Source organism: Mycolicibacter acidiphilus, assembly GCF_018455725.1.
Taxonomy (GTDB): domain Bacteria; phylum Actinomycetota; class Actinomycetes; order Mycobacteriales; family Mycobacteriaceae; genus Mycobacterium; species Mycobacterium acidiphilum.
The window spans coordinates 46,850-71,103 of the sequence record NZ_JAHCLR010000025.1 but is presented as its reverse complement, the minus strand read 5'-3'; the positions used below and the strand labels follow the sequence as shown (position 1 = coordinate 71,103).

General features: G+C 71.2%; 14 protein-coding genes. 7 read left to right on the top strand and 7 right to left on the bottom strand.

The features are described 5' to 3' along the window. Positions 1–63: 63 nt before the first annotated feature. Together KIH27_RS13290 and KIH27_RS13285 are read left to right on the top strand one after the other, a co-directional pair. A complete protein-coding gene (locus KIH27_RS13290; protein ID WP_214093427.1) occupies positions 64–261 on the top strand; it encodes an antitoxin Phd in 198 nt (65 codons plus the stop codon). Continuing rightward, entirely contained in the window at positions 258–641 is a 384-nt protein-coding gene (locus KIH27_RS13285) for a type II toxin-antitoxin system death-on-curing family toxin (protein WP_214093426.1), read from the top strand. The genes KIH27_RS13290 and KIH27_RS13285 overlap by 4 nt, the downstream gene beginning before the upstream one ends. 7 nt (positions 642–648) lie before the next feature. Here the strand turns inward: KIH27_RS13285 and KIH27_RS13280 are convergent, their stop codons facing one another. The 3 genes from KIH27_RS13280 to hrcA are packed head-to-tail and all read right to left on the bottom strand — an operon-like array spanning position 649 to position 3,614. Beyond that, positions 649–1,392 (bottom strand): 16S rRNA (uracil(1498)-N(3))-methyltransferase, encoded by a 744-nt coding sequence (locus KIH27_RS13280; protein WP_214093425.1) that lies wholly within the window; start codon positions 1,390–1,392, stop codon positions 649–651. 9 nt (positions 1,393–1,401) lie between these two features. Continuing rightward, positions 1,402–2,550 (bottom strand): molecular chaperone DnaJ, encoded by a 1,149-nt coding sequence (gene dnaJ, locus KIH27_RS13275; protein WP_214093424.1) that lies wholly within the window; start codon positions 2,548–2,550, stop codon positions 1,402–1,404. A gap of 20 nt (positions 2,551–2,570) precedes the next feature. After that, the gene (hrcA, locus tag KIH27_RS13270; protein WP_214093423.1) at positions 2,571–3,614 is read right to left on the bottom strand and encodes a heat-inducible transcriptional repressor HrcA; all 1,044 of its coding nucleotides are present in this window, start codon (positions 3,612–3,614) and stop codon (positions 2,571–2,573) included. 118 nt (positions 3,615–3,732) lie between these two features. Between hrcA and KIH27_RS13265 the strand changes: the two genes are divergently transcribed. Together KIH27_RS13265 and KIH27_RS13260 are read left to right on the top strand one after the other, a co-directional pair. Further along, the gene (locus tag KIH27_RS13265) at positions 3,733–5,127 is read left to right on the top strand and encodes a pyridoxal phosphate-dependent decarboxylase family protein (protein WP_214093422.1); all 1,395 of its coding nucleotides are present in this window, start codon (positions 3,733–3,735) and stop codon (positions 5,125–5,127) included. Further along, a complete protein-coding gene (locus KIH27_RS13260; protein ID WP_214093421.1) occupies positions 5,127–6,686 on the top strand; it encodes a xylulokinase in 1,560 nt (519 codons plus the stop codon). Before KIH27_RS13265 ends, KIH27_RS13260 begins: the two co-directional genes overlap by 1 nt. Before the next feature lie 178 nt (positions 6,687–6,864). Here KIH27_RS13260 and KIH27_RS13255 read toward each other — a convergent pair whose 3' ends face one another. Next, positions 6,865–7,389 (bottom strand): MTB12 family secreted protein, encoded by a 525-nt coding sequence (locus KIH27_RS13255; RefSeq protein WP_214093420.1) that lies wholly within the window; start codon positions 7,387–7,389, stop codon positions 6,865–6,867. 273 nt (positions 7,390–7,662) lie between these two features. On the opposite strand from KIH27_RS13255, the gene KIH27_RS13250 reads away from it, so the two are divergent. Genes KIH27_RS13250 through KIH27_RS13240 form a run of 3 tightly spaced genes read left to right on the top strand, consistent with a single transcriptional unit; the run spans position 7,663 to position 11,381 of the window. Further along, positions 7,663–9,279, top strand: a complete 1,617-nt coding sequence (locus KIH27_RS13250; RefSeq protein ID WP_214093448.1) for a PPE family protein — start codon at positions 7,663–7,665, stop codon at positions 9,277–9,279. Between the two features lie 8 nt (positions 9,280–9,287). Further along, a complete protein-coding gene (modA, locus tag KIH27_RS13245) occupies positions 9,288–10,055 on the top strand; it encodes a molybdate ABC transporter substrate-binding protein (protein ID WP_214093419.1) in 768 nt (255 codons plus the stop codon). Positions 10,056–10,076: 21 nt separating this feature from the next. Then, a complete protein-coding gene (locus KIH27_RS13240) occupies positions 10,077–11,381 on the top strand; it encodes a SagB family peptide dehydrogenase (RefSeq protein ID WP_307856874.1) in 1,305 nt (434 codons plus the stop codon). A 6-nt stretch (positions 11,382–11,387) separates the two neighbouring features. On the opposite strand, the gene KIH27_RS13235 is transcribed toward KIH27_RS13240, so the two are convergent. From KIH27_RS13235 to KIH27_RS13225, 3 genes are read right to left on the bottom strand one after another with little or no spacing between them, the layout of a single operon-like run. After that, entirely contained in the window at positions 11,388–14,801 is a 3,414-nt protein-coding gene (locus tag KIH27_RS13235) for a non-ribosomal peptide synthetase (RefSeq protein WP_214093418.1), read from the bottom strand. Next, the gene (locus KIH27_RS13230; protein ID WP_214093417.1) at positions 14,798–19,294 is read right to left on the bottom strand and encodes a non-ribosomal peptide synthetase; all 4,497 of its coding nucleotides are present in this window, start codon (positions 19,292–19,294) and stop codon (positions 14,798–14,800) included. The genes KIH27_RS13235 and KIH27_RS13230 overlap by 4 nt, the downstream gene beginning before the upstream one ends. Further along, positions 19,291–24,249 (bottom strand): non-ribosomal peptide synthetase, encoded by a 4,959-nt coding sequence (locus tag KIH27_RS13225; RefSeq protein ID WP_214093416.1) that lies wholly within the window; start codon positions 24,247–24,249, stop codon positions 19,291–19,293. The genes KIH27_RS13230 and KIH27_RS13225 overlap by 4 nt, the downstream gene beginning before the upstream one ends. Positions 24,250–24,254 lie beyond the last annotated feature (5 nt).

Here is a 24,254-nt window from a genome sequence, read left to right as displayed (position 1 = left end):
CACTCCAGGGGTCGAACATCATGTGGTACCAACTTCAGTACCGATCCATATACCATTAACGGCGTGCCATCGCTGAACATCGCTTTCACCGAAGCGGAACTCGAAGCCGTCCGTACCGCCGCCGGTGGTGAGGGGCTGTCGTTACGGTCGTTCGCACACCGCGCGATCATCAGTGCCGCCAGCGAACACAAACGTCGGGTCGCCGAGGCGGCGGTCATGGTCGCGCAGCGCTCCGCCGAGTTGAATCGCCGCCTGGCTTGACGGAGTTCTTGGACCGCGACGACGTGCTGGTGGCCGGTGCGGCCGCCGTGGGGCATCCGGTCGAGGTGCGGGACTTCGGTCTGCTCGACGCCGCGGTGGCGCGGCCGCAATCGACCGTCTACGGCGTCGACGCATATCCGGATCTGTACCTCAAGGCCGCCGCCCTGCTGCAGTCACTGGCCCGCAACCACGCCCTGGTGGATGGCAACAAGCGGACGGCGTGGGCGTCGGCCTGGACATTCCTGTACCTCAACGGTGTTGAGTTGTCAGCCGACTTCGACGTGGATGCGGCCGAGGAGTTCATGTACGACGTCGCGCAAGACGGCGCGCTCGCCGTCGAGGACATCGCGGTCGGGCTGGCGGCATTCGCAGCCAAGTGAGTGGGCCTCACCCCCACCGCGGTGTCAGCACCCCCAGGGCGCCCAGCGCCACCGCCGCCGCCGTCGAGGTCCGCAGCACCGTCGGCCCGAGCCGCAGCGGCCGGGCGCCGGCAGTGGTGAACGCATCGAGTTCGGCCGGGGTGATGCCGCCCTCCGGTCCGACCAGCAGCGCCACCGCGGCGGCATCGGCGAGCCCCAACGCGGTCAGCGGTTCGGGTGCGGCGTCGTGCAGCACCAGGACGACGGTGCCGGCGGCGGTCTGCTCGGCCACCCAGGTCGCCAGCGCCGTCGTCGTCAGCACCCCGTCCACGGTGGGAATCCACGCCCGCCGGGACTGCCCGGCGGCCGCCCGGGCCACCGCCGACCACCGCCGCAGCCCCTTGTCGGCCCGCGGCCCCTCCCAGCGGGCCACGCAGCGTTCCGCCTGCCAGGCGACGAACCCGTCGGCGCCGGCCTCGGTCGCCAGTTCGATCGCGAGTTCCGAGCGCTCCGATTTCGGCAGCGCCTGCACCACCGTCACCGGTGGTCGCGGCGCCGGCTGCGTCCAGCGTCGCAGCACCTCGACGGTGAGCCCGGACCGGTCGGCGGTGACCACCGCGCAGTCGGCCAGCTCCCCCGCCCCGTCGGACAGCGTCAGCCGTTCACCGGCCCGGATCCGTCGCACGGTCGCGGCGTGATGCCCCTCGTCACCGCCGATCGTCAGTGTGGCACCGGTCGGCACCAGGTCGTCGACGTAGAACAGTCCCGCCATCGGCGCAGGTCAGCGACCGGTGAACGTGTCGCGCAGCCGGCTGAACAGTCCGCCGCCGGCGTGGCCGTGGGCCGGGCGCACCTCGGCCGCCTCCCGGTCGCGGCGCTCCTTGAACTTGCGCAGCAGGTCGGTCTCGTGGTGGTCGAGCTTCTCCGGGACCACCACCTTGATGTGGGCGTGCAGATCCCCGCGCACCCCGGACCGCAGGTGCGGCATGCCGTGGCCGCGCAGCGTGACGACGGTGTCCGGCTGGGTGCCCGGCGAGACGGTGATGTCGGTGGCGCCGTCGAGAATCGCCTCCACCGGCACCGTGGTGCCCAGCGCGGCGTCGACCATCGGCACCGAAACGGTGCAGTGCAGGTCGTCGCCGTCGCGGGTGAAGATCTCGTGCGGCTGTTCGTGTACCTCGACGTAGAGGTCGCCGGCCGGGCCGCCGCCGGGGCCGACCTCGCCCTGCGCCGCGAGCCGGACCCGCATGCCCTCGGCGACCCCGGCCGGGATCTTCACCGCGATGTCCCGCCGGTCACGCACCCGGCCGTCGCCGCCGCACTGGTGGCACGGGTCCGGGATGACCTCGCCGACGCCGCGGCAGGTCGGGCACGGCCGTGACGTCATCACCTGGCCGAGCAGCGAGCGCTGCACGCTCTGCACCTCGCCGTGGCCGCCGCAGGTGTCGCAGGTCATCGGCTTGGAGTCGCCGTTGGTGCCCCGGCCCTGGCAGCGGTCGCAGAGCACGGCGGTGTCGACGGTGACGTGCTTGGTGACGCCGGTGGCGCATTCGGACAGGTCCAGGCGCATCCGCAGCAGCGAATCCGACCCGGGCCGGACCCGGCCCACCGGCCCGCGGGACGCGCCGCCGCCGCCGAAGAACGCCTCGAACACGTCGCCGAGCCCCCCGAAACCGGAGTATCCGCCGAAGCCGTTACCGCCCCCACCGCCGCTCTCCAGCGGGTCGCCACCGAGGTCGACGATGCGACGCTTCTCCGGGTCGGAGAGCACCTCGTAGGCGGCGCTGATCTCCTTGAATTTGTTCTGCGCCGCCTCGTCGGGGTTGACGTCGGGGTGGTATTTGCGCGCTAGCTTGCGATACGCACGCTTGAGTTCGGTGTCGCTGGCGTTCTTATCGACGCCCAGCAAGCCGTAGTAGTCGCGTGCCACGCCTGACCTTTCCGCACTGTCTATCGGGTGCCGAGCACTTCGCCGATGTACGACGCCACGGCGGCGACACTGGCGATGGTTCCCGGATAGTCCATCCGGGTGGGCCCGAGCACCCCCATGCCCCCGTAGACCGTGCCCAGGGAGCCGTAGGCGGTGGACACCACCGAGGTGCCGGCCATCTCCTCGACCTCGGTCTCATGACCGATTCGCACCGTGACTTTACCGGCCTCCTGCTGGACGGCCAGCAATCGCAGCACCACCACCTGCTCCTCGAGGGCCTCCAGCACCGAGCGCAGCGAGTCACCGAAGTCCGCGGCGTTACGGGTGAGGTTGGCGGTGCCACCCAGCAGCAACCGTTCCTCACTGTGTTCGACCAGGGTCTCCAGCAGCACCGTGGCGGAGCGGCCGACAGCGTCGGAGAGGCTGTTCGCCATCCCCGGCTGGCCGCCGAGGTGGCCGGCCAGATCGGCGACCGCCACCGACGCGGCCGGGATCTTCTTGCCCTCCAGCGCGACGCCGAGCAGTTCACGCAGCCGCGCCAGTTGATGCTCGTCGATGGTGTCGCCGAGTTCGACGATGCGCTGGTCGACCCGGCCGGAGTCGGTGATGACGACCAGCAGCAGCCGGGCCGGGGTCAGCGCGATCACCTCCAGGTGGCGCACCGTCGACGCGGACAGCGTCGGGTACTGCACGACGGCCACCTGCCGGGTCAGCTGGGCCAGGGTGCGCACCGCCCGGCGCAGCACGTCGTCGAGATCGACGCCGGTCTCCAGAAACGACAGGATCGCGCGCCGCTCCGCGCTCGACAGCGGCTTGACCTGCTCGATGCGGTCGACGAACTCGCGGTACCCCTTCTCGGTGGGCACCCGCCCGGAACTGGTGTGCGGCTGGGTGATGTAGCCCTCGGCCTCCAGCACCGCCATGTCGTTGCGGATGGTGGCCGGGGACACCCCGAGGTTGTGCCGTTCGACGAGGACCTTGGACCCGATCGGTTCCTTGGTGGCGACGAAATCCGCGACGATGGCGCGCAGCACCTCGAAGCGACGGTCGTCGGCGACACCCATGGCCCCAGGTTACTTTCCGAGCGTGTTTTCCGTCGCCGGACCCGAATGGGCACACCGTCGCTCGCCCTGCGTAGGCTCGGCGGTGACCGTGGTCACACGAATTCCGGAGGCCCCAACCGTGTCCGACTTCCCCTACACCGACCGCTTCGCCGTCAACCGGACGCTGCCCGAGCACGGCCGCTCCCGCGAGGATGTGCTGGCCGAACTGAAGGCGATGGCCGCCGCCGAGGATCCCACCTGGGAGACCGGCCGGGTGTCGGGAACCATGTACTGCGGCGACCACGAGCACTATCGGTTCCTCGACGAAGCGTTCGGCATGTTCGCCCACGTGAACGTGCTGCAGCGCGACATCTGCCCGAGCGCAACGAAATTCGAGGGCGAGGTGATCGCGATGGCGCTGGACCTGATGCACGGCGAGGCGATCACCGGCACCGAGCCGGCCGGCATGGTCACCACCGGTGGCACCGGCAGCATCATCCACGCGCTGCTGGCCTACCGGGAGCACGCCGCCAAGCACCGGGGCATCACCCGGCCGAACTTCATCAAGCCCGAGACCGGCCACCCGGCGTTCGACAAGGGCTGCCACCTGTTCGGCATCGAACTGCGCAAGGCGCCGATCAACCCCGACACGACGCAGGTCGACGTCGACTGGGTGGCGGACAACATCGACGAGAACACGATCGCGATCATGGGGTCGGCCTGCAACTACGGCTACGGCACCGTCGACCCGATCCCGGAGTTGGGCCAGGTCGCGCTGGACCGCGGGGTGGGGCTGCACGTCGACGGCTGCCTGGGTGGGTTCGTGCTGCCGTTCGCGAACGAATTCGGTTACGACGTACCGCTTTTCGACTTCCGGGTGCCCGGTGTAACCAGCATCTCCGCCGACAACCACAAGTACGGCTACGCGCTGAAGGGCGCCTCCACGCTGCTGTTCCGCGACAAGGCCTACCGCAACGCGCAGTACTTCTACCTGCTGGACTGGACCGGCGGCAAGTACATGTCCCCGGGCATCGAGGGGTCCCGGTCCGGCGGGCTGATCGCCGCCGCCTGGGCCTCGATGGTGCAGTTGGGCCGCGACGGCTACCGCCGCTACGCCAAGGCGATCTTCGAGACCGCGTTCGCCATGCAGGACGCGGTGCGCAGCCATCCCGAACTGCAGATCATGGGGTCGCCGACGTTCTGCTTCAGCTTCCGCTCCGACGAGTTCGACATCTATCACGTCGCCGACGCGATGAAGCCGAAAGGCTGGCGGTTCAACGGTCAGCAATACCCCAACGCGATCCACATGGCCGTGACCCGTCCGCAGACCCAGCCCGGCGTGGTCGAAGCGTTCCGGGCCGACCTCGACGACGCCGTGGCGTACGCGAAGAAGAAGACCGCCGCCGGTGAGGCACCGGTGAGCGCCGCGGTCTACGGCGGCATCCCGGGCGGGCTGACCACCGAGGCGGCCCAGTTCATCGAGGGGTTCATGGAGCAGATGCTCGACACCCAGCAGTCGGTGCCGCCCGCCTGATGAACTCCCCGCAGAACCGCGCCGACCGTGTCGTCTTGGCCGTCGATCTCGGCACCGGCGGCCCGAAGATCGGCTTCGTCGCCCTCGACGGCACGGTGATCTGGTCGGATCACGTTGCGGTGCTGACCGATTACGGTCCGGGCGGTGCGGCCACCCAGAATGCCGGGCTGTGGTGGGCGATCATCCGCGACACCGTCCGCCGCGGGCTGCGCGAGGGCGGGGTGCGCGGCGAGCAGGTGGCCGGCGTGTCGATCACCGGGCAGTGGGCCAGCACCGTTCCCGTCGACGCCGACGGCCGACCGGTCGGCCCGTGCGTGATGTGGATGGACACCCGCGGCGCGCCCTACAGCCGCAAGCGGATCGGCGGCCGGTTGCAGGGCTACCGGGCGCGCGCGCTGGCTTCCTGGATCCGGCGCAACGGCGGAATCCCGACCCCCAGCGGCGACGACCCGGTCGGGCACATGCTGCACCTGCAGCACGATGCGCCCGACGTCTTCAGTTGCGCCCGTTGGCTTCTGGAACCCGTTGACTACCTGAGCATGTGCTTCACCGGGCGGGCCGCGGCGTCGCACGCGTCGATGATGGGCGCCTGGCTCACCGACAACCGCGACCTGACCGCACTCGACTACGACGACACCCTGGTGCGGCTGGCGGGGGTGGACCGTTCAAAGCTGCCGCCGCTGGTGCCGACCGGGTCGATCATCGGCCCGGTAGCACCGGCGGTCGCCGCTGATCTCGGCATCTCACCGGATGCGCAGGTGGTGACCGGCACCCCGGACCTGCACAGCGCGGCGATCGGGTCCGGCGCGGTGGGCCGCGGCGAGTTGCACATGACGATCAGCACCACGTCGTGGATCAGCTGCCCGGTGGCCGGCAAGAAGACCGACGCGTTCCACCAGATCGCCACCGTGCCCGGCATCGACCCGCAGAGCTACCTGCTCGTCAACAACCAGGACACCGCCGGCCGGGCCCTGCAATGGTTGCGGGACACCGTGTTCGACGGCGCCGGGCTGGACTACCCCGAGCTGACCGCGCTGGCCGGCACCGCCCCGGCCGGGTCCAACGGCGTGCTCTTCACGCCGTGGCTCAAAGGCGAGCACTCCCCGATCGACGACCGCAACGCCCGCGGCGGCTTCCACAATCTGTCGCTGGCCACCACACGCGCCGACCTGACCCGGGCGGTGCTGGAGGGCGTCGCCTACAACAGCCGCTGGCTGCTCGGCGCCGTCGAGAAGTTCACCGGCGGCACCGCGAACCGGCCGATCCGGCTGATCGGCGGCGGCGCCCGGTCGGACCTGTGGTGCCAGATCATCGCCGACGTGTGCGGGCGCAGCTGCGAGCGGGTGGCCGACCCGCTCAACGCGCAGCTGCGGGGGGCCGCGCTGTTCGCCGCGGTCGGCATCGGCGCCGTCGACCGCGCTGAACTGCGCGACCTGGTTCGGGTGGATGCGGTGTTCGAACCTGGGCCTGAGCAGCACCGGGTCTACGACGGCCTGTTCGCCGAGTTCCCCGGGTTGTACCGGGCGCAGAAGGGCATGTTCGCCCGGCTCAACGGCTGACCCCCCTTTTGTGCGCGAGCGTGCACAACTCACCGGCATTCCCCCAGGTCGGGGTGGTCAGTTCTGCACGGTCAGGGTAAGGGCGCACCCACCCCACCCCGCGAGCGTGCACAACTGTCCGGCATTCCCCCAGGTGGGGCCGGTCAGCTCCGCACGTCGGGGTGGCGGGGTGGCTGGATCAGCGGTTCGCCAGCAGCGCGAGCAGCGCCTTGGACGACTGCTGGGTGATCACCCAGCTGCCCTGGTCGACCAGCGTGACCGGCACGGTCCGCGCCGGCATCTTGGGTCCGGAGATCTCCACCGGGGCGATGGCCTGGCCGGGGCCGGTCGGCGAGACGCTCACCACGTTGAACGTGTAGGGCAGCTCGCCGTCGCGGTACGCCTTGCGCAGTTCGTGGTCGAGGATGTGGCCGTCCTCCGGGTCGATGCCATTCTCGACCAGCTGCCCCTTCTCCTTGTAGCCGACGCCGGCGTCGGTCAGCCGGGTCAGCATGCCGGCGACCTCACCGGTGCTCGGCAGTGGCTGCCCCTCCTGCGGCGGCACCGGAGCCGGCGGCGGTTCCAGCGGCAGCGGTGCCCCGAAGACGACCGGCTGCACCTGCGCGGACACCGTCCCCGCGGGCTGGCCGGCGGCAACCGTCAGGCCCCCGGCGCCGATTGCGGCTACGGCCAGCGCCCCCGCGGCAAGCACTTTCACTGACATGACCCCTCCATCGCAGTCGACACCATGCGTATCTGCGGCCACAGTACCCGCGCGATTCCGGCCCATCGTCGGCTGCGAACCAGACAACCGGACAGGACCGCTGGCAGGTTGAGCATTTACGGAAGCATTTGTCCTTCATATCCGTAAATATTCGACTCATACATATGTCAGTCCGCTTTTGCGGTAGTCGCACAAATATGGTAATCCATTGGATTCACAGTGAATATGCAGCAACTTGTCGGGTCGCAGCGACGATGGAGGAACGTGGACGTGTTGAGCGCGCCGGCCTGGATGGCCTTCCCTCCGGAGACCCACTCGACACTGCTCTCCGCCGGCCCCGGGCCCGGCCCCCTGCTGGCCGCCGCCGCCGCGTGGAATCAACTCAGCGCGGAGTACACCGCGACGGCCGCTGAGCTCACCGCCCTGCTGGACACCGTGTCGGCCGGGGTGTGGGACGGATCCGCCGCGGCCCGGTATCTGGCCGCGCACACGCCATACCTCGCCTGGCTGACCCAGGCGGCGCTGGACACCGCCGGAGTCGCGGCCGGACACCACAGTTCGGCTGCGGCGTTCGCCACCGCCCTGGCCACCATGCCGACGCTCGCCGAGCTGGCCGCCAACCACACGGTCCACACCGCCCTGGTCGCCACGAACTTCTTCGGCGTTAACACGATCCCGATCGCCCTCAACGAGGCAGACTACGTGCGGATGTGGATTCAGGCCGCGGTGACGATGACGACCTATCACGGTGCCGCCGCGGCATCGGTGGCCGCGACGCCGCACACGACGACAGCGCCGACGGTCATGAGCATGGACGGGGACATGGGTGGTGGAGGCGGCCACATGGGCGGAGGCGGCGACATGGGCGGCGGGGGCGGCCACATGGGTGGCGGCGGAAACATGGGCGGGGGCATGAACACCGGAATCCCCGGCACGTTCGAGGAGTGGCTGCAGGCCATCTTCCCGCCCAAGTTCGACCCGTTCGGACCGCTGCCGGACATGTACCCGAGCCTGGAGATGTTCCTGCCGCGCGTCGAGAAGATGCTCGCCATGTACGCCGGCGATCCCTCGCAACTGGCCCAGGCGATCTTCCTGCTCGGCACCCAGTTCGTCGTGCACCGTGCCATGGTCACGATCAACCTGCTGCTGCACTTCCCGCAGCTGCTGGCCATGCCCCTACCGCAGCTGGCCGTGGCGCTGACGCCGATCGTCGAACTGGCCGCCGGACCGGCCCTGGCCGCGGCACTGGCCACTCCCGCGGTCGGCGGCGGCGCCGGGCTGACCGGCCTGACCGGACTGTCCGGGCTGGCCGCACCGGGTCCGGCGGTCCCGTCCCCGTCCCCCACTGTCGTCGCGGAGGTGCCGAGCACCCCGACCGGGAGCACGACGCCGGCCGCGGGACCGCCGTCGGCACCCGCACCCGCCGTACTATCGTCGCCCGCACCGGCGGTCCCGCCCGCGACTCCCCCGCCGCTGCTGGGGGCCGAGGGCGTCACAGGCACTGTGGGCGCGCACGCCGCCGTCCATCCCTATCTGCTGAACTTCGGCGCAGTCGGATCCGCCGCCCGCCGACGGGCGCGAACCCGTGAGCAGGCACCGGAGGGCATCGACGCACCCGCGCCAGCGCCGGTGCCGGCGGCGCGGCGCCACCAGCCGCAGCCGCGGCATCGCACGACCGGGCAACGTCCGGGCCGGGGCTACCGATACGAATTCCTGGATTCGCAGGCCTCCGAGCGCGGGACCGGAACGCTCGGCTTCACCGGGACCGCGGCCCGGCCGACGGCGGCGGCGGCCGGGATGACGACGCTCGACGCGAGAACCTTCGGCAACACCTCGCTGCCGATGCTGCCCGGCACCTGGTCCGACGACCCGCTGCGCAGCGGCGAGTGAGCGCCCGCATGCGTCGACGATCCGCGATCCTGGCATGGCTGATGGCGGTGGCGCTGCCGGCCGCCACACTCACCGGTTGCAGTCCGACGAATCCGACCGCGGCACAACCGATCGTCGTACTCGCCGCGGCCGCACTCAAACCGAGCTTCACCCGGATCGCCGCCCAGTTCGAGGCCGAGAACCCCGACGCCTCCATCCGGTTCGACTTCGCCAGCTCCCCGGACCTGGCCACCCAACTGCTGAACGGCGCGACCGCCGACGTCTTCGCCTCCGCCGACACCGCCCAGATGGACCGGGTGGACCGCGCCGGGCTGCTCACCGCGGAACGGGCCGATTTCGCGACGAACACCCTGGTGATCGTCACCGCCCCGGGCAATCCGAAGCACTTCGCGTCGTTCTCCGACCTGGCCGAACCCGGTGTCGCCGTGGTGGTCTCACCGGCGCCGATGCCGTGCGGGGTGGCTACCGAGCGCGTCGCCGCGAGCACCGGCGTCACGCTGCATCCGATCAGCGCCGAACCGGACGTCGAGGACGTGCTGAACAAGGTGATCACCGGGGAGGCCGACGCCGGCCTGGTCAACGTCACCGACGCGGCCGTCGCCGGGGACCGGGTCACCACGGTGTCGATCCCGGAGGCCGCCGAAGCGGTCAGCACCTACCCGATCGCCGTGCTGGCCCACGCAGCCCGGCCCGGTCCGGCCACCAGGTTCGTCGCGTTCGTGGCGGGCGGCCCGGGGCGTGCGATCCTGGAGCAGGCCGGCTTCGGCACGCCCTGACCCGGCCGGTAAAAGGGAGGGGTGACCGAGATCCGCTACGCGCTGCGCGCCGGCGTCACCTGTGTGACTACCCCCGTCGCCGCGGTGCTGCTGGCGCCGCCGCACCGGGAGAAACTGACCGGGCTGACGCCGGCGCGGTTGGCAGCGTTGAAAACCCTCAACACCGGCGGCTCGGTTCCCGGTGACCCGTTCATCGAAGGGCTCGCCGCCGGCGGTTGGCTGACGACCACGGTCACACCGTGGTATTCGGTTCACCCGTTCCGGCCCCCGACCACGCAACCGCACAGTACTGCCACGCTGCTGTCCCGGTTCGCGGTGCTGCACCGCGACGCCGACGGTTTCGTGCTGGAACACCCGCTGGGCTGGTGCGACATGCGCATCGACGACGCCCGCCTGCTGGCGCTGCTCGACGGAGGTGCACCGTCTCCGGACCTGCCGGCCGACGTCGCCGCCCGGTTCGTCGACGACCTGCGCCGCGGCGGGTTCCTGGTGCCGGCCAGCGAGGCCGAGGCAGCCGGGTTCGATGCCGAGAGTTGGAGCACGGCGGACCTGTGGTTTCACCGGCGCAGCACCCTGGGCGAACGCACCATCACCTGGGATCACTTCGGGCCGACGAAGTGGGCCAAGGGCAGATTCGACCAGCCACCGGCCCGCCGGGAGCCCTATCCGGGCGACCCGGTCGCCCTGCACACCCCCGACCTGGACGCGCTCCGGTGCACCGATCCGACGCTGAGCTCTGTTGTCGAAGAACGGGTTTCGGCCCGCACGTTTGACGACGCCCGACCCCTCAGCGTCGAGCAGCTGGCCGAACTGCTGTATCGCACCGCGCGGACCCGCCGCACCGAATCCGCCACGCCCGGTGAGGAACTGCTGTCTCGGCCCTACCCGTCGGCGGGCGGTGTCTACGAACTGGAGCTGTACCCGGTGGTGCGCAACGTCGCGGGCCTGCCACCGGGGATGTACCACTACGACTCGTTCGACCATGTGCTGCGGCCGGTGGCCGGCGCCGACGATCCGGCGGTGGCCCGGCTGGTCAAGCCGGCTGCCGCGACGCTGGCCGGTGGGATCGAGCCGCAGGTGCTGCTGGTGATCGCGGCCCGCAGCGGCCGGATCATGTGGACCTACGAGCAGATCGGCTACGCCACCATCCTCAAAGACGTCGGCGCACTGATGCAGACGGTCTACCTGGCGGGCACCGCGATGGGTGTCGGTGTCTGCGCGCAGGGCTTCGGCGACACGGCCGCGTTCGTCGCCGCCACCGGGGTCGACGAACGCCGGGAGTGCAGTGTCGGCAGCATTGTGATCGGTTCGGCCGCACCGGCTTAGGACGTCTCACAGCTCGGCGGCGAGCACCTCTTCGTCGGTGAGCGCGGCGACCTCCAGGTAGGCGCGCGCGATCTCCACCAGCCGGTCCGGACCGGTCTGGCGCCGCTGCAGCCGATCGGCGAGACCGGCGGCGGTGCGGGTCGCGAACAGGTCGGCGACCACCGCATGCTCGGCGTCCAGCCAGTCCCGCAGCCGCGCGATGACGGCGGTGGCCAGCACCGAGTCGCCGCCGAGGGCGAAGAAATCGCGGTGTACGCCCACGGTTTCCCGGCCCAGCACTTCGGCGATGATCGCCGCCGTCGCGGCCTGCAGTGCGGTGCGCGGGGTATCGTCCCCGTCGGCGTCGGGTTCGCTGCCGAGCAGCGCGGTCATCGCGCGACGATCGATCTTTCCGTTGGGCGTCAACGCAATCCGGTCGACGGTCCGCACCAGGCTCGGCATCATGTAGGCCGGCAGTAGTTGGGCCAGCACCGAATCCGTGTCCCGCGGTTCGCCGGTGACCGCGGCCAGCAGGCGCGACGCCCGGTCCCCGGCCACCACCGCCACCGCGTCCCGCACACCGGGAACCGCCCGCAGCGCACTCTCCACCTCACCGAGTTCGACCCGGTAGCCGCGGATCTGCACCTGGTTGTCGGCGCGGCCGAGGAACTCCAGGGTGCCGTCCGGCCAGTACCGGGCCAGGTCACCGGTGCGATACCAGCGCAGCCCGGCATGGTCCACGAACCGGTCGGCGGTGCGCTGCGGATCACCGCGGTAGCCCGCCGCGACACCGATTCCACCGATCCACAATTCGCCCGCCACCCAGTCCGGGCAGTCGCGGCCGGCGGCCGAGACGACCCGGCAGCGCACGTTGCGCAGCGGTCGGCCGAACGGCACCGTCGTCCACCCGGGCGGTGGTTCACCGGTGATCTCGCAGACCGTGCTGTGGATGGCGGCCTCGGTGGCGCCGCCCAGGCCGGCGAAGCGGCAGTCCGGCAACTGTGCGTGCAGCCGGCGGGCCAGGTCCACCGCCACCCAGTCACCACCGAGCAGCACCGCGCGCAGACTGTCGCCGAGCTGTCCGTCGCCTTCGGTCAGCAGCATCTCCAGCAGGCTCGGCACGCAGTTGAGGATCGACACCCGGTGCCGCTGAACCAGTTTCACCCAGTCTGCGGGGGCGCGACGTTGATCCGCGTCGAGGGCGACCACGGCGCCCCCGGCGGCGAACATGCCGAAGACGTCGTACACCGACAGGTCGAATTCCAGCGCGGACAGTCCCAGGGCGCGGTCGGCGGCGCCGACGCCGAACCGATCGTTGAGTGCGTCGATGGTGTTCATCGCCGCGCGGTGCGACACCTCGACGCCCTTGGGCAACCCGGTCGAGCCGGAGGTGAACAGCAGGTAGGCGATGTCACCGGGATCGCCGTACACCGGTGCCGCAAGCGGTGCACCGCCGCGGGCGTCGGCCAGGCTCAGATCACCCGGCGCGGTGCCCAGCACGACGGCGACGCCTGCGGTGGCGAGGATCTTCTCGCGGCGCGCAATCGGTTGGTCGGCGCCGATCGGAACGTAGGTGGCACCGGCGGCCAGTACCCCGAGCACGGCCAGCACCTGGTCGGGGCCCTTGGGCAGTTGGACGGCGACGGCGTCACCGGGTGCCACCCCGCGGGCCCGCAGCGCCCCGGCGACGGCGAGCGCGTCCGCCGCCAGCTGGCGGTAGGTCCAGGCGCCGTCGATCCCCCACAGCACCGCTGGGTCGTCGGGATGCGTTGCCGCACGGTCGAAGAGCCCGTGGTGCAGGCAGCGGTCCGGCAGCGGACCGTCGGTGGCGTTGACGGTTTCCCGGATTCGGGCCTGTTCGGCCGGCAGCGCCACCGCGGTATCGGCGTCCCATCCGGCCGCTCCGAAAGCCAGCCGGTCGACCGCGGCGGTGAACGCCGCGAACATGGTGTCGATCAGCCCGGCGGGGAACGCCGACTCGCGGACGTCCCAGTTCAGCAGCAGCCCACCGCGCAGCTCGGTGACCTGGGCGTCCAGCAGCACCTGCGGTCCCTGCGACACGATCCAGACCGGCTCCCCGAAGGTGGCGACGGCCGTCTCGCCGAACAGTTCGCCGAGGTCCAGCGCACTGGTGAACACGATCGGCGCCAGCACCGGCTCACCGTGCAGTCGCCCCAGGTCACGGAGCACCTCAAGGCCGGAATAGCCGCTGTGCGATGCGCTTTCGTACATGCGACGCTGGATGTCACGCGCCCGGTCGGCCACCGATACCGGCCGCTGCAGCGCGGGGATGTCGAGCATGATCGACGAGGTGAAGTCGCCGGCCACCCGATCGACGCCCGGGTGCACCGGCTCCCGGTGGAACAGCGGCACATTCAACAGGAACGGTTCGTCGCCCGACCAGGCGGCGATGGTGTCGGCGAACACCGCGGCCACCGCCATCGCCGGCGTGATGCCCCGGGTGTGCGCGCCGGCGACCAGTGCCTCCTTGGCCTGCGGCGTCAACCAGTGCGCGCAGCGCGCGGTGCGCGGTGCGGCCGTGGCGGTGACGGTCGGAAGTTGCGGTGCGCCGGGCAGTTCCGCGAGGCGGTGCTGCCAGTAGTCACGGTCGCGGTCGTGGGCGGTGCTGTCCGCGGCGCGTTCGGTGCGGTAGCGGCGGTAGCTGTAGCCCGGCGTCGGCAGCGTCGCGCCTCGGTACAGCCCCGCCAGGTCGGCGATCAGCATCCGGTAGCTCATCGCGTCGGCGGCGAGCATGTCGATGTCCAGGTGCAGTCGGCTGCGGTCGGGGTCGTAGCGGGTCAGCGTGACGTCGATGACCTCGCCGTCCTCGATCGCCAAGCGCTGGTGGGTTTTCCGGTCCCGCACCTGCGCCAGCTGCGACTCCACCTCGCCGACCGGCCGGCCGCGCAGATCCAGCTGGTGGAACACCGGCCGGCCGGGGCCGGCCAGGGTCTGCTGGGTGCCGTCGGGCAGGAACCGGGTCCGCAGCATCGGGTGCGCGGTGACCAGATCGGCGACCGCACGCTCCAGCCTGGCCGGATCCACCGGGCCGCCGTCGAATTCGACGTAGAGGTGCGCCGCGACCCCGCCGAGCTGCTGCTCATCGGCACGCCCGATCCAGTACGCGTGCTGCATCGGGGCCAGCGGGAAGGGTTCGTCGTCGTCGGTTCCGACTGTCGCAGCCGGCTCCTCGACCGCCGCCGGGGCCGGGGAGCCGAGCAGCTGCTGCCAGGCCGCCACCGTCGGCTCGGCGGCCAACTGCGCGAAAGTGATGTGCACACCGCGTTTGCGCCAGCCGCCGGCCATCGCCATCATCGCGATCGAGTTCAGTCCGCACTGGATCAGATCGTCGTCGTCGGCGATATCAGTTGCCGGGCAACCCAGCTGGTCGGCGACCGCGGTCCGGATCTCGTCCCCGGTGATCGGTTCGACGTCGCTCATCGCAATCCCCCCTGGCGGTCGGCGACCAGTGCCGCGACGCCGCGCTCCCACAGCCGCGCCCAGTCGGCCAGATCCTCGTCGGTGAACAGCGCGTCGCTGTACAGCAGCGTCGTCACCAGTTCCGGCCCGTCCACCCCGGTGCGCACCGCCGCGGAGACGTACAGCGCGAACCGCAGCGGCAGATCGGGTTCCGGGTCGATCGGCAGCGCCTCCAGGGCGTCGCCGGCCAACAGTGACCACGGCTGATCCGACACCGGGCCCAGGTCCAGCCGGCCCAGATAGCTGAACATGATCTGCGGTTCGTCGTCGAGATCGGTGCAGCCCCGGATATAGCGCAGCAGCCCGTAATCCAGCCCGCCGGCCGGAATCCCGGCCAGATCGGTGCGCACCGACGCCAGCAGGGCGTGCGCCCGCACCGGGTCGCCTTCCGCCTCGGCGACGCCGACCGTGCCACCGACGCCGAGCCGCACCGGGAACATGCTGGTGAACCAGCCGACCGTGTTGGTGGTGTCGGTGTCGAGTTCGGCGTCGGCGCGACCGTGGCTGTCCAGCGCGATCAGCGTCCCGGCGGCCGGGTCTGCGCCGCTGCGGGTTCGCCAGGTCGCGGTCACCGCCGTCACCGCCGCCAGCAGGACCTCCTCGACACCGCCGTCTGCGGCCAGCAGTCGCTCGGTGACCGCCGCCGGGGTGATCACCCGGGTGGCGCGCAGGGTCGACCAGGTGTCGAGCGTCGGGTCGGGATGCCGGGTACCTAGGGCCGGGTCCGCGCCGCGCACCCGGCCCCGCCAGTAGTCAAGCTGCGAGGCGGTCTCCGGTGACGCGGCGCGCTGCTGGATCAGCTCCGACCAGCGCCGGTAGGAGGTGAACTCCGGCAGCAGCTTCGGGGCGGCACCGGATTGCGCGGCCCGCCAGGCTTCGGCGAGATCGCCCAGGATGATGTGCCAGGACACCACGTCCACCACCAGGTGGTGTGCGCTGAGCAGCAGCACCCCGGCGGAGTCGGGCTCGCGCAGCCAGATCGCCTGCACCATGCTGCCCTGCGCCGGGTCGATCCGGTCGTTGGCCGCGCGCGCCGCCTGGGTCACGGTGCCGGCTGCGGTGGCCGCCGGGCAGTCCAGTCGGGTCAGCACGTCCGCTGCGATCACCGCACCGGGCGGCCGCGTCACCAAGCGCGGGCCGTCCGGTGTCCCGGCGAGGGTCGCTCGCAGTGTGTCGTGGCTGTCGAGCAGCAGCTGCAGCATCGACTCAATTGCGCCGCGGTCGATTCCGGCGGGCAGCCGCAGCAGCACGGTGTGGGTGAAGCGGCGGTAGTCGCCGTATTCGTAGAGCCAGGACACCACCGGCAGCGGCGGCACCACCCCGTAGTCGGCGTCGACGGTCTCGACGTCGCCGGTGATCGTCCGGTCGATGACGACGGCGAGTTGGGTGATGCTGGGCGCGGCGAGCACCATGCGCGGGCTGAGCGGCAGTCCCTGCCGCCTGGCCCGGTGTACCAGCGCGATCGCGACGACGCTGTCCAGGCCGAGTTCGAAGAAATCGTCGTCGCGGTGCGGGGTCACGCCGTTGAACTGTTCGGTGAGGATGTCCCGCAGCGCTCGCTCGGTGTCGGTGAGCGCGCTGTCGTCGTCGGCCGCGGTCCGGGTGAACGCTGCGACTGCCAGTCGGTCCAGTTCGTGGTTGTCGAGTTTGCCGTTGGCGTTCACCGGAAGTCCGGGCAGGTCGATGATCCGAGCCGGAATCATGTAGGCGGGCAGCCGTTCGCTGAGCGCCAGCCGCAGCCGGATCGGATCGCCGGTGGTGCGCCACACCACGAACGCCACCAGACCGGCGCCGCCGGCTCGCCGCTGCACGGACACCGCGGCGTCGGCGATCTCGGGTCGGGTGCGCAGCGCCGCCTCGATCTCGCCGATCTCCACGCGGTAGCCGCGGATCTTCACCTGGTCGTCGGCGCGGCCGAGGTAGGCGTAGCCGCCGTGCGGCAGCCGGCGCACCAGATCACCGGTGCGGTACATCCGTTCGCCGGGGCGCAGCGGGTCGGCGACGAACCGGGTCGCGGTCAGCCCCGGGCTGCCGGCGTAGCCGCGGGTCAGCTGCACCCCGGACAGGTACAGCTCCCCGACGCCGCCGTGCGGTACCGGCCGCAGTCGTGAATCCAGTACGCAGGCAACGGTTCCGGTGTTCGGGGTACCGATCGTCGGGCCGGTGTAGGCGCGTACCGGGGCGACCACCGCCTCCACCGTGGTCTCGGTCGGGCCGTAGCAGTTGTAGACCGCCAGGTGCGACTGCGCGCGCAGGTCTTCCCACAGGGCGGGATCGATCGCCTCGCCGCCCAGAGCCAGCACCGACAGTCGGTGATCGAACAGTCCGGCGGCCCGCAGTTGGATCAGCATCGACGGGGTGGTGTCGATCATGTCGATGGACTGGGCGGCGATGCCGGCCACCAGGCGGTCGGCGTCGCGCATCTCCTCGCTGTCGAACAGGTGCAGGGCATGGCCGTCGAGCAGTCCGATCATCGGTTGCCAGGATGCGTCGAAACTCAGCGACCACGCGTGCGCGATCCGCAGCGACCGGCCCAGCCGGGCGGTTGCCGGGCGGTAGACGCGGTCTCGGTGGTCGGCGAGGTACCCGGTCAGCGCCGCATCGGTGCCGACCACGCCCTTGGGTTCCCCGGTCGATCCGGAGGTGAAGATGACGTACGCGGCCTGCCCCGGGTGCCGGCGTGCCGGCGGTGCGTCGGCGGGATGCCCTGCAATGCGTTGCGCGACAGCCGGATCGTCGAGGTCGAGTACGGCGTACCCGGTGGGTCCGGGGCGCCCGGCGTCGGTGAGGATCAGCACCGGGGCGGCCTGTCGCAGCATCGACGCGACCCGGGCGGCGGGCAGATCCAGGTCGATCGGCAGGTACGCGCCACCGGCGGCCAGCACCGCCAGGATCGCGATGATCGACCGTGGTGAGCGCGGCAGTGCCAGTGCGACAACGTCTTCTGTTCGCACTCCGTGCGCGGTCAGTTCGTGGGCCAGCTGTAGCGCGGCGGTGTGCAGTTCACGGTAGCTGTAGCGCCGGTCGGCACCGAAACTCAGGGCGGGGGCATCCGGGGTGGCCTGCACCTGACGCTCGAACAGTTCCCAGACGGTGCCGTCCACCGGGTTGGGTGCCGCATCCGCCCCCGCGAGTTCGGCGCGTTCGGCGTCGGTCAGCACATCCAGTGTGTCGGGACCGGCCGACGCCGAGGGCAGTTGGCGTAGCAGCCCCAGCAGGCGTTGGCCGATCACATCCGCCGGGAAGTGTGGCAGCGCTTCGGGAATCGCCTCGATGACGACCATCAGTTGATCGCCGTGCCGGTGCGCGACCACGGTCAGCGGGTAGTGGGTCAGGCTCTCCATCTCCACCGGGGTGAACCGGACGCCGTCAGGGGTCTCGGTCGGCTGGATCGCGTCATCGATCGGTGCGTTCTCGAAGACGAACAGCGTGTCGAACACGGCGCCGCCGCCCAGTTCGGAGAGGCTGACGTAGCCGATGTCGCGCATCGCGGACAGTTCGCGCTGCAGCCGCCGGCAGTGCTCGATCACCGACGCGGTCTCGTCCAGTCGATGCACCACCGGGACGGTGTTGATGAACAGCCCCACCATGCCCGCGACCCCGGTGATCCGCTCCGGCCGGCCGGACACCACGGTGCCGAATACCACGTCGCGCCGGTCGGTGAGCCGGCCCAGCAGCACGGTCCAGGCGAACTGCACCGCGGTGCTCAGCGTGATCCCGGTCGTCGCGGCCCAGTCCGTCAGGCGGGCGGTGTCATCAGCGGGCAGCAGCAGTTGAACCTTGCGTGGGACACCCTCGCCGGCGACGACGGCGCGTTCGGCGAGCATCAGCGGGCCGGAGATTCGGTCCAGGTAGTCGCGCCACTGTGCGAGGGCGGCCGGCCGATCCTGTTCGGCGAGCCAGCCGATGTAGTCGCGGTAGGGGCGCACCGGCGGCAGCCCGGTGAGTTCACCACCGCCGCGGTAGACGGCGAGCATCTCGGCGAAGAACACCGCCAGCGCCCAGCCGTCGACCAGGATGTGGTGGGCGGTGAAGATCATCCGCCGCCGACTCTCGCCCGGAACGGTGATGACCGTGACCCGCATCGCCGGGCCGCGGCTCAGGTCGAACGCGCGGCGCCGCTCCGAACGGGCGATCGCGTCGAATTCGACTGCGCTGCCGACCCGCTCGAACCACGGCAGGTCCGCGACGGTGGGGATGATCTGCACCGGCCGCGGTAGGTCGGCGTCCCAGAACGCGGCCCGCAGGTTGGGGTGCCGCACCAGCATGGCATTGGCGCTGCGCCGCAGCAGTTCCAGATCGACCGGGCCGTCGATGTCGACGACGAACTGCATGCTGTACAGGTCGATGGCATCCTCAGCACCGTCCCGCGCCACCTTGTGCAGCGCGAACAGTCCCTCCTGCAGCGGGCTCAGCGCCAGGACGTCTTCGATCTGCGGTTGCTGCTCGCTCACTGCCGGCCGTTCCAGGCCGAAGTGAGTTGTGCGAGTGCGTCGGCGTCCAGTCCGGACGCGCTCATCGGCGCGTGGGATCGGTCGTCGGTGGCCGCTGCGGCGGGGCCGCCGACTGCGACGGCGAGTTCACCGATCGTGGCGTGCTCAAACACCATTGCGGGCGTCATCGTGAGGTCGTGCGTGGCGGCCGCGGCCGCCCATTTGATCGAGGTGATGCTGTCGCCGCCGAGCGCGAAGAAGTTGTCCTCGGCGTCCACGTCGTCGATCTCCAGCAACTCCTCCAGCAGTGCGATCAGGATCCGTTCCGCCGCCGCCGAATCCACGGCGCGGGACACCGATTCCACGATGACCGGGGCCGGTTCGGCCAGCACCTGGGCCAGGACGTCGTCGGGCAGCAGCCGCAGCTGCGACAGCGGCAGATCGGGGTGCGTGGCGTACGCCGTGAACACCGCCTGCAGCGCGTCGGCCAGGTGTGCGACGGTGGCCGGCTCGTACAGGTCGGCGTTGGCGACGACCCGTACCGCCAGCTCGCCGGCAGCGGTCACGGTCATGCCCAGGTCCACGTCCATCAGCGACCCGGTGAACTCTGCCGGCACGCCGGTCAGCGTCGTGCCCGGGACCAGTTCCCGCGGCTGCGTCGACCAGTCCGGACCACGGTAGTGAATCATCGTCTGGTACAGCGGGTTCCGGAATCCGGATCGCGCGGGCTTCACCGCGTCGACGAGCCGTTCGATCGGCGCCTCCTGGTGGGCGAACGCGTCGAGGACCGCGTCCCGGCTGCGGGTGAGCACGTCGCGCAGACTCGGGTCGCCGGTCAGGCCGGTGCGCAGCACCACCGCGTTCGCGAGCAGACCGACCAGGTGCTCGGTTCCCGGCTCGACGCGTGCGGCGGCGGGGCTGCCGATCGCGATGTCACTCCCGGCGCCCAGCGCCTGCAACCACACCGCGACGGCGGCGTGGCAGGCCATGAATTCGGTGACGCCGCAGTCGTCGGCGAGGCGCAGCAACGCGATCCGCTGCGCCGCGGGCACGGTGAACGCGCCGATCTCGCTCTGCCGGCTCAGCGCGAGCCGGCGCAGCCGGTCCGGCGGGATCGACACCTCGTCGGGCAGGCCGGCCAGCGCGTCGCGCCGGGCGGTGAGTTCCGCCTGCCCCCAGCCGTCGCCGGTGTCGAAGGCGTTCCGTTGCCACAGTGCGTAATCGGCGAACTGCAGCGGCAGATCCGGCAGGTTCGGGAGTTGTCCGGCCCGCCGGGCGCGGTAGGCGGCGCACAGGTCGTCGACGATCACACCGAGTGAGACGTGGTCGCAGACCAGGTGGTGAACGATGATCGCGAGGGTGTGGGTCTGCGCGTCGACGGTGAGCAGGGCGGCGGCGATCAGCGGCCCGGTCTGCGGGTTCAGCCCCCCGCGGCGCAGTTCGGCGACGGCCGCGTCGACCCCGGTCGGCGCCACCGGCTGCCGGGTCAGGCGGACCGGCCCCGCGGAGTGGATCACCTGGTAGGGCACCCCGTCGTGTTCGACGAATGTGGTGCGCAGCGCTTCGTGGCGGGCGGCCACGTCGTTCAGCGCCCGTTCCAGCGCGTCGTCGTCGAGCGGGCCGCTGATCCGCAGGGTGAGCGGCATGGCGAACGCCTCGCGGGCGCCTTCGAGGCGGTACTGAAACCAGCCGGCCAGTTGCGAGTAGGACAGCGGGATGCGGTCCGAGCGATGCGCGGCAACCAGTTCGGGGCGTCCCGGAGCCAGGTCCTCGGCGGCGTCCAGGCCGTCCAGGTCGTCGAGGTCCAGGTCGAATTCGGTCCGGAACTGCTCGACCAGCCGCGCCGCCAGCCCGGCCGGTGTCGGTGTCTCGAACACCGCCCGGATCGCCAGTTCCACACCGAATTCCGCGCGCAGCTGCGCCACCAGCCGGGCGGCCAGCAGCGAGTGCCCGCCGAGCGCGAAGAACGAGTCGTCGGCGCCGATCCGGTCCCGCTCGAACAGTGCGGCGAAGATCGCGGCGATCCGGCGTTCGGTGGGGGTGCCCGGTTCGCGGTGGTCGCCGGACGGCGCCGCGATGGCGGCCGGCAGCGCCCGGCGGTCCAGTTTCCCGCCGACCGTCAGCGGCAGCGCGTCGAGCACCGCGAACGCACCCGGCACCAGGTACTCCGGCAGCGCCGCGGCGGCGTGCGCCCGAACCCCGCCGACGTCGAGGTCCGCGTCACCGACCAGGTATGCGCTCAGGGCGCCCCCGTCGGCGACGACGCGGCAGTCCCGCACCCCCGGGTGTCCCGCGAGCACCGACTCGATCTCACCGGGTTCGACCCGGATGCCGCGGACCTTGAGTTGCTCATCGCTGCGCCCGACGAACTCCAGTTCGCCGGAATTGTTGCGGCGCACCAGGTCACCGGATCGGTACAGTCGCGCACCGGGATCGAACGGGTCGGCGACGAAGCGTTGTGCGGTCAGGCCGGCCCGGTGCAGGTAGCCGCGGGCCAGCTGCGGTCCGCCCAGGTAGAGCTCGCCGACGACCCCGGTCGGCACGAGTTGCAGCTGCCGGTCCAGGACGTAAGCGCGGACGTTGCGGTTCGGCACGCCGATCGGCACGGTCGCGGTGCCGTACTCGCGGTCCACCGGCTGATGGGTCGCGCAGATCACCGCCTCGGTGGGGCCGTAGTGGTTGCGCAGCCCCACCCCGGGGTGCTGCGCGACGAAGTCGTCGGCGAGCCGACCGGGCAGCGCCTCCCCGCCCACCGGCAGGTGCCGCAGTTGCCGCCACACCCCGTTCGGCGGCAGCTTCAGCAGCGTGCCCAGCAGCGACGGCACCATCTGCAGCACCGTGACCCGCTGGCGTTCAACGGTTTCGGCGATCCGGTCGACGTCCCCGAGGGCATCGGGGTCGGGCAGCACCAGTGTCGCGCCGAGATACAGGGTCAGGAAGATCTCGGCCGCCGAGGCGTCGAAGCTCACCGACGCCATCTGCAGCAGCCGGTCCTCGGCGGTCATGCTCCATTCGGCGGCGAAACCCCGGATGTGGTCGGCGACGGCCGCGTGGGTCACCGCGACGCCCTTGGGCCGCCCGGTGGTGCCGGAGGTGTAGATGACGTAGGCGAGGTTGTCCGGCCGCAGCGGTCGCACCCGATCCGCGTCGCACACCGCGGTGTCGGGCAGCCCGGCCGCCGCCCGCTCAGCGGCCTGCAACGCGGCTGGGTCGAGCGTGATCCGGGGCGCGGCGTCGTCGCGGAGGTAGGCGATGCGGTCAGCCGGGTAGCCCGGGTCGATCGGCAGATACCCCGCGCCGGCTTTGAGGACCGCCAGCATCGCGACGATGAACTCGGTGGAGTTGCCCAGCTGCAGCCCGACCACGTCCTCCGGCCCGGCGCCACCCCCGATCAGCCAGCGGGCCAACCGGTTCGCTCGCCGGTGCAGGTCGGGGTAGGTCAGTTCGGTGCCGGCGGCGACCAGCGCCGTCGCATCGGGGCGGGCCGCTGCAGTCGCCTCCAGCAGGGCGATCATCGTGACATCACCGACGACCGCGGACGTGCCGTGTGACTGCGCGAGGATCGCGGCACGCTCGTCGGGACCGAGCATGTCGAGGCCGGCCAGGCGCCGGTCCGGTTCGCGCAGCGCCGCTCCCAGCAGCCGCAGGTAGTGATCGGCGAACCGCTCGACCAGGGCGCCGTCGAGCACATCGGCCTGATATTCGAGTTCGAGGTACGCCCCGTCGGGTTCGGCGACGACCGCCAGCGACAGCGGGATCGGCGCGCTGCCCGCGGCCGGCTCCAGTTGCTCGGCGGTGATGCCGTCGAACGCGAAACCGTTGGCGCTCTTGCGCATGCTGAATCCGAGTTGCACCATGCCGGCCAGACCGTCGTGTCCGGCGGCACGGTCCGGGTTGACCGCGCCGATCACCCGGTCGATGCCGACGGACGAGTGGGCGAAACCCGCCAGGCAGGTGCCGCGGACCGCGTCGACCGATGACGCGAACGTCGCCGCCGGATCGCCGGTCAGCCGCAGCAGCAGCGTGTTCCCGAAGTAGCCGAGGACCGTCTCGGTGCCCGCCGGGCGGTCGGTCACCGGGACCGCGACCAGGAAGTCCGACGCGTCGGCGTAGCGACCGACCAGGGCACCGAATGCACTGAGCAGCACCATGAACGGTGACGCCGACCGGGATCGTGCGAATTCCTCCACCGCCGCGAACAGGTCGGCGGGCACCGCCTGGGTCCGGTGGTCGGCCCGGCGGGTCGGTTGCGCGGCGCGATGCCCGGGCAGTTCGACGGCGTCGGGCAGCGGGTGCAGCGCCTGCCGCCAGTGGTCGAGATCGGTGTCGTCGGGTACCGGAATGCGGTCGAACACCGCCGCGTACTGCGGCGCGGCGCCGTCCGGCACGGCGCCGTTGTAGGCGCGGCTGAGCTCGTCGAAGAACACCGCCCAGCAGTCGTCGTCCCAGCAGATGTGGTGCACCACCAGTGACAGCACGAATTCCGCTGCGCCGGTGCGGATCAGCAGTATCCGGATGGGCGGGTCCGCGGTGAGGTCGAACGGTCGGTCGACGTCCTGCGTAACCGCGTCCCGCCAGTCGCTGCGATCCTGCTGTGCCCAGTCGAGCGGCACGTCGCCGAAAACCTGGTAGGGCTCACCGGATTCGTCGACCCCGTAGCGGGTGCGCAGGATGCTGTGCCGGGTGACGACGTCGTCGAAGGCACGCCGCAGCCGCGCCGGGTCCACCGCGCCGATCAGCCGGTAGCAGACCCCGATGTTCAGCGTGGTGTCGGCGGCGTCGAGCGCCTGCAGGAACCACATCCGGCGCTGACCGGGTGAGAGCGGGTAGCGTTCCCCCGCGCGCAGCGCCGGCGCCGCGGCGGGCGTCTCCTGCGCGGTCGGATCCACGTCGACCAGGCCCCGCTCGGCGAGACGGCGACGCAGCAGTTCGCGACGGCGATCGTGCACGGCCCGGGAATCCACGCCGCTTAGCATAGGCT

Coding starts and splice junctions, on each gene's coding strand:
- KIH27_RS13280 (WP_214093425.1), bottom strand. CDS start 1,392: ATGGCGGGACTGTTCTACGTCGACGACCTGGTGCCGACCGGTGCCACA.
- hrcA (WP_214093423.1), bottom strand. CDS start 3,614: ATGGGTGTCGCCGACGACCGTCGCTTCGAGGTGCTGCGCGCCATCGTC.
- KIH27_RS13260 (WP_214093421.1), top strand. CDS start 5,127: ATGAACTCCCCGCAGAACCGCGCCGACCGTGTCGTCTTGGCCGTCGAT.
- KIH27_RS13255 (WP_214093420.1), bottom strand. CDS start 7,389: ATGTCAGTGAAAGTGCTTGCCGCGGGGGCGCTGGCCGTAGCCGCAATC.
- modA (WP_214093419.1), top strand. CDS start 9,288: ATGCGTCGACGATCCGCGATCCTGGCATGGCTGATGGCGGTGGCGCTG.
- KIH27_RS13235 (WP_214093418.1), bottom strand. CDS start 14,801: ATGAGCGACGTCGAACCGATCACCGGGGACGAGATCCGGACCGCGGTC.
- KIH27_RS13225 (WP_214093416.1), bottom strand. CDS start 24,249: ATGCTAAGCGGCGTGGATTCCCGGGCCGTGCACGATCGCCGTCGCGAA.